Below are 10,391 nucleotides of genomic sequence, written 5' to 3'. Positions count from 1 at the left end.
ACCGGATGGACACAGCCGCGTCATCCGGCGCTGTCGTCACGCTGCCTATCGTCCGACAGGTGACGTCCTCGCCCGCCGCGGTGACGACCCCGGAGGCCCTGCTCGGCCCGGTCCGGCGGTCGCTCTACCGCGACGCCGAGGGCCGCCGCGACGAGACGACGCAGGTGGTGTGGTTCCAGGGCCCCGGCCTCTACGTCGACCTGCGCCGGCCCGCGGGGCTGCACCCGCCACGCCCTGACCTGACGGGTCTCACCGGCCCGGCCGGGCTGGCGACCGCACCCGCGCCCGTCCTGCGCTGGCTCGGCGCCCACGAGGGGTTCGCCGGCACGTTCACCGTCACCGGCGACCTCGCGCGGTGGGACCGGCTCGTCGACCTCCAGCCGCCCGCCGGGGTCCCCGACGAGGGCCGGCTGCACTGGGACGGGACCACCCTCGTCGAGGTCGGCGTGCACTCGGCCTACGTCGAGCACTGGCACCCCGAGCCGGCACCGGTCGCCGACGCCGCGGCCGTCCGGCTGCGCGAGCGCGGGAGCGGCCGGCCGGGCGTCCTCGTCCGGGTCGGGGCCCGGTTCGGTGTCGCACGCGGCCGGGCGGCGCCGCTGCCGCCCGGCGCCCGGCTCACCGCGCTGCTCCTGCGTGCCGACGCGCAGGAGCGTGCCGCGCTCCTCGACTGCGAGGTCGCCCTGGGCCGCATCGACCCCGACGGCCGCTGGGTCGTCGAGATGTCGACGCTGCCGTACCGCGAGGGCGACGACCTCGCCCCGGTGGACGCCGGCGACCGGTTCACGACGTGCGACGTCGGGACCGCCGGACCGCTCGTGCGGACCTGGGACGTCGTCCGGCGCGAGGGGACGACGTTGCTCCCCGCACCCGGTGGCCACCGGTCCGACGAGACCGCCGCAGCACCGACGCAGCGGCAGCCGGCACCGGACCAGCAGACGGCAGCAGACCACGAGATCGCAGCAGACCACCAGATGGCAGGAGAGCGCGATGCCGCCCAGTGACTTCACCTCGGTCCCGATCGTCGACATCGCACCGCTGCTCGGCGACGATCCTGCCGCGCACCGCGCCGTCGCCGACGCGCTCGGCCGCGCGGCGAGCGAGGTCGGCTTCGTCCACGTCACCGGGTGCATGCCGCCGGACGGCGTCTTCGAACGCCTCCTCGCCGTGACGCAGGCGTTCTTCGCCCTGCCGCCCGAGGCGAAGCTGCGCACGTACATCGGCGACTCGACGAACCACCGGGGCTACGTTCCGGAGGGCGAGGAGGTCTTCGCCGGTGGCACCCCGGACAAGAAGGAGGCGTTCGACTTCGTCCCCGAGGTCGCGCTGCCTCCGGGCATGGCGCCGCACCCCTTCTCGGGCCCGAACCGGTGGCCCGACGTCCCGGGCTTCGAGGAGGCGCTCTCTGCGTACTACGCGCACGTGTGGTCCGTCGCCAGGGCGCTGTTCCGGGGGTTCGCGCTGGCCCTCGGCGAGGCCCCTGACGCTTTCGACCGGTACCTCACCGCACCGCCGAGCCAGCTGCGCCTCCTGCACTACCCCGCCGACGACACCGCCGAGGACCGCCCCGGCATCGGCGCCCACACCGACTACGAGTGCTTCACGCTGCTGCGCTCGACGACCCCCGGCCTCGAGGTGCTCAACGGGGCCGGGCAGTGGGTGGACGCCCCGCCGGTCGAGGACGCGTTCGTCGTGAACATCGGAGACATGCTCGAGACCTGGACGAACGGGCGCTTCGTCGCGACGACCCACCGGGTGCGGAAGGTGACGAGCGAGCGGTACTCCTTCCCGCTGTTCTGCAGCCTCGACTACTGGACGGTCGTCGAGCCGCTCCCGCAGTTCGTCGCCGAGGGGGACGCCGTCCGCCCGCCGGTCGTCGCGGGGGAGCACATCTGGGCCCAGACGATCCAGACGTTCACGTACCTGCGGGACCGGCTCGCCGCCGGGGACCTGGCTCTGCCCGGTGGGTCCCACGGCCTGGCGACGTTCGGGCGGGTCGAGGCCGAGGTTCCCGCCGGCTGACCGGCGGGGAGGTCAGAAGTCGGGGCCGTCAGGGTCGCAGTACGACGTGATGGCCTCGCCGTAGGCGTGCTGCGCGGCGTCCGCGGCCATGAGCTGGACGCCGCCGTTCGTCGAGTCCACGAGGAGGTCGGTCGACTGCTGCGTCACGTCGTCCTGGTCCGCGTCGCCGTCCTTGTCGACGTCCCCGACGCCGTCCGCACCGTCGTCCGCGCCGTCGTCCGCGCCGTCGTCGTCAGCGAGCACGTGCCCGACCGCCGCCACGGCCAGCCCGACGACGCCGAACGCGGCCGCCCCCGGGGTCGTCCAGTCGGCCCAGGCGTCCGTGGTGCTGTCCATCCCGCTCACAGGTCCTCCGTCAGTAGTTCGAAGGGTTGAACGACTCGATCGTGTCTGCCTGCGCCTGAGCCATGCCGTCCATCGCCGCGAGGGTCACGCCGTGGTCGGCCACCTGCTGCGTGTCGCGGGAGATCTGCTCCCAGGCGTCGGCGTCGCCCGCGTCGTCACCGTCCCCGACGGCAGGGGACGTGTCGTCGTCCGGGTCGTCCCCGGACGCGCCGGTCAGGGTGCGGGCCAGCGCGGCAGCCGCGACCCCCGCGACACCGAGCACCGCGGCCTCGGGCCGGATCCACTCCGCCCAGGCGCTCTGCGCGTCGTCGGCGCCCGGCCCGGTGATCCCGTCGTCCGTCCCGCTCACGGCGCCTCCCCGACCCGCGCTGATCATGGTCCAGGTGACCCTACCCGCCGACAGCCACGGCTGTCCCTGACCGGGCGCCCGGTCACCGGAGAGTATCTTGATATCAAGGCACTTCGGCGGACGACCGCCGGCGAGCACCAGGAGGCCACCGTGCCCGTGAACTTCCACGACCCCGCACAGGCGAGGACATACTCCGACCGGGACGCCGACCCGACCTGGACCGAGGCGTTCGGGCGCCTGGTCGACCCGCGCGGCCTGCGCGCCGTCGACCTGGGGTGCGGCGGCGGGACCTACTCCCGCGCGCTGCTCCGGCTCGGCGCCGCCCACGTCGTCGGGGTCGACTCGAGCGCGCCGATCCTCGACGCCGCGCGGGCCGACGCCCCCGCCGGGCTCGACCTGGTCCGCGCCGACGTCACCGCGACCGGCCTGCCGGACGGCGCGGCCGGCCTCGTCCTGTCCCGGGCGGTCGTCCACCACCTGCCGGACCTCGACGCCTTCGCCCGCGAGGCCTACCGGCTGCTCGTCCCCGGCGGCCACCTCGTCGTCCAGGACCGGACGCCGGACGACGTCGACCGACCCGCCGGCCCCGACAACCTCAGGGGGTACCTCCTCGCGGCCTTCCCACGACTGCGCGCCGTCGAGGCCGGCCGGCGGCCCGACGCCGCGGCGCTCACGGAGGTGCTGCGGCGCAACGGCTTCGACCCGGTCACGACGAGCTCGCTGCACGAGGTGCGCCGGGTGCACGCGAGCGCCGAGGCCTACGCCACCGAGCTACGCGCACGGACCGGACGCTCGATCCTCCACGAGCTCGACGACACCGAGCTCGACGGCTTCTGCGCCACGCTCCGCGCGACACTGCCGCCCGGCCCCGTCGTCGAGCGCGACCGCTGGACGCTCTGGCACACCGTCCGTCCGGCAGATCCGCAGCGGCCGCCCGCCGTGCCACGATGACGCGGTGACCGCCCGCCCGCCGGAGGACCTGCCGCAGGAGCGCCCGCTGCAGGGCCGCCCGGCGGCACCCCGGCCGCGCGGCGGGCGTGGTGCTGCCGCCGTTCACGCGGCGGCCCGTGCGGCGTACCTGCGCGGCGACAGCCTCGACATGTCCGCCCTCGCCGCAGAGCTCGGCGTCGGCCGCGCGACGCTCTACCGCTGGGCCGGCAACCGCGAGGACCTCCTCGGTGCCGTGCTCTCCGACGCCACCGAGTGGACGTTCCGCGCCGCGGTCCGCGACGTCGACGCCCGTCGCCCCGGCCCGACCGGGGGCGACCGCGTGCTCGCCGTCCTCGACGCCTTCATGCACCGCGTCGTCGACGCGGAGCCGCTGCGGGCGCTCACGGCCCGCGAGCCGCGGCTCTTCGTCCGGCTCGCGACGAGCCCGGGACTCATCGAGAGCCGCTCGGCCGCCCTGCTGCGGGCACTGCTCGACGAGGAGGTCGCGGCCGGCCGGATGGCGCCCCTGCTGCCCGTCCCGGTGCTCGCGCAGGCGATCGTCCGGATCGGGGACGGGCCGCTCTACGCGCACCTGCTCGGCGGCGGGGAGCCGCGGATCGACGAGGCGCTCGCCGTCGCGGCGGTGCTGCTCGGCCTGCCGCCTGGGGACCTCGGCCCCATTGACACCCCCCGGACACGCTGAGACGCTGCGGCGATGTGTCTCAGGCCTTCGCGCCCGGGACGCCACGGCCCCCGGACGACGACGTCGGAGAGGTGTCACCCATGTCCACGGTGGAGACCGTCCGCGGCCCGGTCGCGCTGAGCGACCTCGGCCCGACCCTCATGCACGAGCACGTCTTCGTGCTCGCGACCGAGCACGTCGAGAACTACGGCGACACCTGGTGGGACGAGGAGGCGAGGGTCGCCGACGCGGTCGAGAAGCTCCGCGCCCTGCACGCCAAGGGCATCACGACGATCGTCGACCCGACCGTGTGGGGACTGGGCCGCAACATCCCGCGGATGCAGCGGATCGCCGCGCAGACGCCGGTGAACATCGTCGTCGCGACCGGCCTGTACGCCTTCGGGGACCTCCCGCAGCAGTACGCCTACCGCGGTCCCGGGCTGCTCCTCGACATGCCCGAGCCGCTCGTCACCGACTTCACCCGCGACATCGCCGAGGGCATCGCGGGCACCGGGGTCAAGGCCGCCTTCCTCAAGTGCTGCGTCGAGACCGCGGTCCCGACGCCGGGCGTCGAGCGGATCGCCCGGGCCGTCGGCCGCACGAGCGCCGAGACCGGCGCCCCGATCACCGTGCACACGAGCGCCCTCGAGCAGAGCGGCCGGACGGCGCTCGACCTGTTCGAGGCCGCGGGCGCGGACCTCACGAAGGTCGTCGTCGGCCACGCCGGCGACAGCAACGACCTCGACTTCCTCATGAGCCTCGCCGACCGGGGCGCCACCCTCGGGATGGACCGCTTCGGGCTCGACATCTTCAACCCCGGCGCGCAACGGGTCGCGACCATCGCAGCGCTGGCCGCCCGCGGCTACGCGGACCGGATGGTCCTCGGCCACGACGCGAACTGCTTCATCGACTACTTCGGGGCCGCGCACGACGCCGCGAAGGCCGCCGCCGCACCGAACTGGCACTACGAGCACATCAGCGACGACGTGCTGCCCGCGCTCCTGGCGGCCGGGGTCACGCAGGCCCAGGTCGACCAGATGCTCGTCGCCAACCCCGCCGGGTACTTCACCCGCTGAGAGGCACCCATGGACTTCGCCCCGAGCGCCCGCTCCGCCGAGCTCCAGGAGGCCGTCCGCCGGTTCCTCGACGAGGCCGTCCTCCCGGCGGAACCGCTGTACCACCACCAGGTCGCCCGGCTCCGGGAGGAGGGCACCCCCTACCGGACGCCGGCGGTCATCGAGCACCTCAGGACGCAGGCCCGGGAGCGCGGGCTGTGGAACCTGTTCCTGCCCGACGCCGAGCACGGCGCGGGCCTGTCGGTGCTCGACTACGCGCCGATCGCCGAGCTCTCCGGGCGGTCGTACGCGCTCGCCCCCGAGGCGATGAACTGCGCGGCACCGGACACCGGGAACATGGAGGTGCTCGCCATGTTCGGCACCCCCGAGCAGAAGGAGCGCTGGCTCGTTCCCCTGCTCGAGGGCCGGATCCGCTCCTGCTTCTCGATGACGGAGCCGGACGTCGCCTCGTCCGACGCGACGAACATCGCCACCCGGATCACCCGGGACGGCGACGAGTACGTCGTGAACGGCCGCAAGTGGTGGTCGTCGGGGGCCCTGCGGCCCGAGTGCGAGATCGCGATCGTCATGGGCGTCAGCGAGCCGGACGCCGAGCGGCACGCCCGGCACTCGATGATCCTCGTCCCCCTCGACACCCCCGGTGTCACCGTGCACCGGTCGACGTCGGTCTTCGGCTACGACGACGGCGCGCACGGCGGGCACGGGGAGGTCAGCTTCCACGACGTCCGGGTGCCGGCGTCGAACCTCGTCGGCACGCCCGGCTCCGGCTTCGCGATCGCCCAGGCCCGCCTCGGCCCGGGCCGGATCCACCACTGCATGCGCGCGCTCGGGATGGGGGAGCGGGCGCTGGAGCTCATGACCTCCCGCGCGATCGAGCGGACGGCGTTCGGGCAGCCGCTGGCGAACCAGGGCGTCGTCCGGGAGTGGGTCGCCGAGTCGCGGCTCGCGCTCGAGCAGGCCCGGCTCCTCGTGCTCAAGACGGCCTGGCTCATCGACCGGGTCGGCGCGAAGGGCGCCGCGAGCGAGATCGCGGCGATCAAGGTCGCGGCCCCGCGGGCGGCGCTCTACGTGCTCGACAAGGCGATCCAGGCCCACGGCGCCGCCGGCGTCAGCGAGGACACCCCGCTCGCGCAGATGTGGGCGATGGTCCGCACGCTGCGCCTCGCCGACGGCCCCGACGAGGTGCACCTGCGCTCGATGGCGCGGGTGGAACTGAACCTCGCGCGGGCCCGGGTCCGTCAGTCGTAGAGCTTCGCCGTCCCGAGCCGGTCGAGGCAGACCTCGGCGCTCCACGGCAGCATCGTCGAGCCGAGCCTGCTGTCGCGGTACATCCGCTCGAGCGGCAGGTGCTTGAGCATCGACTGGCCGCCGCAGACCCGAACAGCGAGCGCCGCGACCTCGTTCGCCGTCTCCATCGTCGTGAAGACGGCGGCCCACGCGCGGGCGAGCAGGTCGGCGTCCGGGTCGATGACCATGTGGTCGAGGACGTCGTAGAGCAGCGCCCGGCTGCGCTCGTAGGAGATCTGGAGCTGGGCCCAGCCGGCCTGCTTCTGCGGCAGGTCCCGGCGCGGCGGGCCGGACGGCGACCCGGCGATCTCGCCGCGCAGGTAGCCGCGGACGAAGTCGAGGACGCCCTGGGTGAGCCCGAGGTAGGACGGCGCGAGCGACATGAAGAGGAACGGGTACCGCTGGGCCGCCTGGTCGTAGGCCCCCGGCGGCATGACCTCGTTCTCCGCGGGGACGAACACGTCGGTGAAGAGCAGGGTCTTCGACACCGTTCCGCGCATCCCGAGCGGGTCCCACGGGCCGACGATCTCGACGCCCTCGGCGTCCGTCGGCACCGACAGCAGCCGGATGAACGGCTCCCCGGGGACCTGGCAGGTGATGTTGTAGCGGTTCGCCGCACCGGAGAGGGAGGCGAAGATCTTGCGCCCCGTGACCCGGAAGCCGCCCTCGCAGGGCTCCGCCTTGGTCGTGACGCCGGACAGCGCCCCGGCGGAGACGCCCTCGCTGAACGGCTGGCTGTGGATCGTGCCGTCCTCGACGACCCCGCGGAACAGCTCGGTCCGGCGGCGCTCGTGGGTGGCGCGCGCGTCGTCGTCGAGGTCGAGGAGGTCGGCGACCTCACCGGCCCAGAGCATCGTCGCGTTGTGCATGTTGAACGTCAGCGCCGTCGACCCGCAGTAGCGGCCGATCTCCGCCGAGACGCGGGCGTAGTCCGCGAAGCTCGCGCCGAGGCCGCCGTAGCGCTGCGGGACGCACAGCGCGAGGAAGCCGATCTCGCGCAGGTCGGCGAAGTTCTCGAACGGGAAGGACGCCTCGAGGTCGTACCTCACGGCGCGCTCGGCGAAGACGGGACCGAGCTCACGGATCTTCGCGACGAGCGCGTCCCGGTCGACGGCGGGTGCGGCAGCGGACGGGGCGAGAGTCATGCGCAGGAGTGTTCCGCGCCCCGCGGGTCCGGGTCAACACTGTTGACTTTGTGTCTGGGCAGGCCCGCCGGCCGCTCGGTACTGTGACCCCCGTGCCGCCGACCCCGCAGGACCACGACGCGCCGCCGGTCGGCCGGCGCACCGCGGGGACCGGCCCGGTCGCGCTCTTCCTCCACGGGCTGGGCGGCTCGCGGACGGCGTGGGAGCCGCAGCTGACCGGCCTCGCCGACATCCGCACGTGCGTCGCCTGGGACATGCCCGGGTACGGCGTCTCGCCGGGCAGCCCGGACTCCTTCGGCTCCGTCGCGGCCGCGGCCGCGGGCCTGGCCCGTGAGCTGTCCGCGGGGCCGGTGGACGTCGTCGGCCTGTCGCTCGGCGGGATGGTCGCCCAGCACCTCGCGCTGGACCACCCGGACGTCGTCCGCTCGCTCGTGCTCCTCGACACCAGCCCGGCGTTCGGCCTGGACGGGACGACGACCGCGCAGTCCTGGCTCGACGCCCGGCTCGGCCCGCTCGCCGCCGGTGCGACCCCCGCCGACATGGCCCCGACGGTCATCGGCGCCATCGTCGGCCCGGCGGCGACCGCCGCCCAGCGCGCCGAGGCGGTCGGCGCGATGTCCCGGATCCCGGCCGCGGCGCTGCGGGCCGCGTGCGGCATGCTCGTCACGCACGACACCCGGACGCGGCTGCCGGGGATCGGCTGCCCGACGCTCGTCGTCGTCGGGGAGCACGACGAGGAGACCCCGCTGCAGTACGCCGAGGTCATCGCGGACCTCGTGCCCGGGGCGCGGCTCGAGGTCGTCCCCGGGGCCGGCCACCTGGCCAACCTCGAGCAGCCCGACCTGGTCAACGAGATCGTCCGCACCTTCTGGAAGGGCCTCGACGCATGACGACCGAATGGCGCTGGCTGGAACGGTTCCGGCTGCAGCTGGAGCTCTGCGGGCTCGGCCCGACCGAGACGTGCGTCGTCCTCTCCGAGTCGGCGAGCCGGTCCTCGATCGTCGAGACGGCGCTGCTCGCGGCCCAGTCGCTCGGCGCCGCGACGCTGCAGGTCGTCATGCCGACGCCGGCGAACACCGGCCCCGTCGCGCTGCGCTCGACCGGCACCTCGCTCGCGCTGCGCGGCAACCCGGCGGCGCTGGCCGCCCTCAAGGAGGCCGACTTCGTCGTCGACTGCACCGCGGAGGGGCTGCTGCACTCGCGCGAGCTCGGCGCGATCCTCGGCGCCGGCACCCGGGTGCTTATGATCAGCAACGAGCACCCGGAGAACTTTGAGCGGCTCCCGCACGACCCGGACATGGCCGCCCGGGTCGCCCGTGGCCACGAGATGATCTCGGCCGCCGACACGATGCGGGTCACCTCGGAGGCCGGTACCGACCTCACCGTCCGGCTCGCGGGCTCGTTCACCGCGGGCTCGACAGGCGTCACGAGCGGGCCCGGCAGCATCGCGCACTGGCCGGGCGGGCTCGTCCTCGCCTTCCCGGCCCCGGGGACCGTGAGCGGCACGATCGTCCTCGCACCGGGCGACATCAACCTCACCTTCAAGAAGTACGTGTCCTCGCCGATCCGGATGACGGTCGTCGACGACTTCGTCACCGACATCAGCGGCGACGGCTACGAGGCCGACCAGCTCGCCGACTACATGGCGGCGTTCGGTGGCAAGGACGCGTACGCGTCCTCCCACATCGGCTGGGGGATGAACCCGGCCGCCCGCTGGGACTACCTCGACCTCTACGACCGCAGCCAGATCAACGGCACCGAGGCCCGCGCGTTCGAGGGCAACTTCATGTACTCGACGGGTGCGAACGAGACGGCGCAGCGCTTCTCGCCGTGCCACTTCGACCTGCCGATGCGGCGGTGCACCGTCGAGCTGGACGGCGTGGCCGTCGTCCGGGAGGGCCGCCTGCAGGGCGAGCTCGCGCGGCGCCCGGCGGGGGACGCGTGACGAGCGCCGACGACCGGCGGCCGCTGCCCGAGGACGCGCTGTACGACGACACGCACGCCCCCGAGGACGGCGTCGCCGAGCGCTTCGTCGAGGCGATGAGCTCGCTCGCGGCCGCCGTGAGCGTCATCGCCGTGACGAGCCCGCGCTCGGGCCGGGCCGGTCTCACCGCCACCGCCGTGACGTCGCTGTCGGCCGAGCCGCCGATGCTCGTCGCGTGCCTCAACCGCTCGTCGAGCCTGGCGAAGGCGCTCCCGACGACCGGCTGGTTCTCGGTGAACGTCCTGGCCGCCGACCAGCAGGACGTCGCCGAGGTCTTCGCCGGGCGCACCGGGCTGTCCGGCGAGGACCGCTTCTCGGCGGGCACGTGGCGGGTGCACCCGCACGGCGTCCCGGTCCTCGAGGGCGCGGCCGCGACGTTCGTCTGCCACGTCGGGAACTCGATGCACCAGTCCACGCACACCGTCGTCATCGGTAGCGTGCACGACGTCGTCCTCCCACCGGGCGACGCGCCCACCCCGCTCATGTACCACCGGCGCCGGTTCGTCACCCTCGGCGCCACCCCGCCTGCCGCACCACCCGTCACCCCGCGCTGACCGACCCGCCCGTCCTG

Annotated in this window: 12 protein-coding genes; 9 read left to right on the top strand and 3 right to left on the bottom strand. The window is 74.3% G+C overall.

The window, feature by feature from the left end; genetic code table 11:
- The first annotated feature begins 59 nt into the window (after positions 1–59).
- Both EDJALFJO_RS23870 and EDJALFJO_RS23865 read left to right on the top strand, forming a co-directional pair.
- Positions 60–1,004, top strand: a complete 945-nt coding sequence (locus EDJALFJO_RS23870) for a hypothetical protein (protein ID WP_088288804.1) — start codon at positions 60–62, stop codon at positions 1,002–1,004.
- A complete protein-coding gene (locus tag EDJALFJO_RS23865; protein WP_088288803.1) occupies positions 991–2,022 on the top strand; it encodes an isopenicillin N synthase family oxygenase in 1,032 nt (343 codons plus the stop codon). Before EDJALFJO_RS23870 ends, EDJALFJO_RS23865 begins: the two co-directional genes overlap by 14 nt.
- A 12-nt stretch (positions 2,023–2,034) precedes the next feature.
- Here the strand turns inward: EDJALFJO_RS23865 and EDJALFJO_RS23860 are convergent, their stop codons facing one another.
- Together EDJALFJO_RS23860 and EDJALFJO_RS23855 are read right to left on the bottom strand one after the other, a co-directional pair.
- Positions 2,035–2,358: a hypothetical protein gene (locus tag EDJALFJO_RS23860; protein WP_088288802.1), complete on the bottom strand. Its 324-nt coding sequence runs from the start codon at positions 2,356–2,358 to the stop codon at positions 2,035–2,037.
- Positions 2,359–2,377: 19 nt separating this feature from the next.
- Entirely contained in the window at positions 2,378–2,716 is a 339-nt protein-coding gene (locus EDJALFJO_RS23855; RefSeq protein WP_088288801.1) for a hypothetical protein, read from the bottom strand.
- A gap of 150 nt (positions 2,717–2,866) precedes the next feature.
- On the opposite strand from EDJALFJO_RS23855, the gene EDJALFJO_RS23850 reads away from it, so the two are divergent.
- From EDJALFJO_RS23850 to EDJALFJO_RS23835, 4 genes are all read left to right on the top strand, one after another.
- A complete protein-coding gene (locus EDJALFJO_RS23850) occupies positions 2,867–3,667 on the top strand; it encodes a bifunctional 2-polyprenyl-6-hydroxyphenol methylase/3-demethylubiquinol 3-O-methyltransferase UbiG (protein WP_088288800.1) in 801 nt (266 codons plus the stop codon).
- A 4-nt stretch (positions 3,668–3,671) separates the two neighbouring features.
- Positions 3,672–4,349, top strand: a complete 678-nt coding sequence (locus EDJALFJO_RS23845) for a QsdR family transcriptional regulator (protein WP_198950585.1) — start codon at positions 3,672–3,674, stop codon at positions 4,347–4,349.
- An 80-nt stretch (positions 4,350–4,429) separates the two neighbouring features.
- Complete coding sequence (locus EDJALFJO_RS23840; RefSeq protein WP_088288799.1) at positions 4,430–5,404, top strand: phosphotriesterase; 975 nt, start codon at positions 4,430–4,432, stop codon at positions 5,402–5,404.
- Between the two features lie 9 nt (positions 5,405–5,413).
- Positions 5,414–6,652 carry an acyl-CoA dehydrogenase family protein gene (locus EDJALFJO_RS23835; protein WP_088288798.1) on the top strand — a complete coding sequence of 413 codons (1,239 nt, stop codon included), beginning with the start codon at positions 5,414–5,416 and terminating at the stop codon, positions 6,650–6,652.
- Here EDJALFJO_RS23835 and EDJALFJO_RS23830 read toward each other — a convergent pair.
- The gene (locus EDJALFJO_RS23830; protein ID WP_088288797.1) at positions 6,643–7,836 is read right to left on the bottom strand and encodes an acyl-CoA dehydrogenase family protein; all 1,194 of its coding nucleotides are present in this window, start codon (positions 7,834–7,836) and stop codon (positions 6,643–6,645) included. The genes EDJALFJO_RS23835 and EDJALFJO_RS23830 overlap by 10 nt on opposite strands.
- A gap of 92 nt (positions 7,837–7,928) precedes the next feature.
- On the opposite strand from EDJALFJO_RS23830, the gene EDJALFJO_RS23825 reads away from it, so the two are divergent.
- From EDJALFJO_RS23825 to EDJALFJO_RS23815, 3 genes are read left to right on the top strand one after another with little or no spacing between them, the layout of a single operon-like run.
- The gene (locus EDJALFJO_RS23825; protein ID WP_158220546.1) at positions 7,929–8,726 is read left to right on the top strand and encodes an alpha/beta fold hydrolase; all 798 of its coding nucleotides are present in this window, start codon (positions 7,929–7,931) and stop codon (positions 8,724–8,726) included.
- A complete protein-coding gene (locus EDJALFJO_RS23820) occupies positions 8,723–9,781 on the top strand; it encodes a peptidase M29 (protein WP_088288796.1) in 1,059 nt (352 codons plus the stop codon). The genes EDJALFJO_RS23825 and EDJALFJO_RS23820 overlap by 4 nt, the downstream gene beginning before the upstream one ends.
- Positions 9,778–10,374 carry a flavin reductase family protein gene (locus EDJALFJO_RS23815; RefSeq protein WP_088288795.1) on the top strand — a complete coding sequence of 199 codons (597 nt, stop codon included), beginning with the start codon at positions 9,778–9,780 and terminating at the stop codon, positions 10,372–10,374. Before EDJALFJO_RS23820 ends, EDJALFJO_RS23815 begins: the two co-directional genes overlap by 4 nt.
- Positions 10,375–10,391 lie beyond the last annotated feature (17 nt).

It is taken from the genome of Kineosporia sp. A_224 (assembly GCF_002198655.1).
Taxonomy (GTDB): Bacteria; Actinomycetota; Actinomycetes; order Actinomycetales; family Kineosporiaceae; genus R-H-3.
This window is presented reverse-complemented; position numbering and strand designations above follow the sequence as displayed.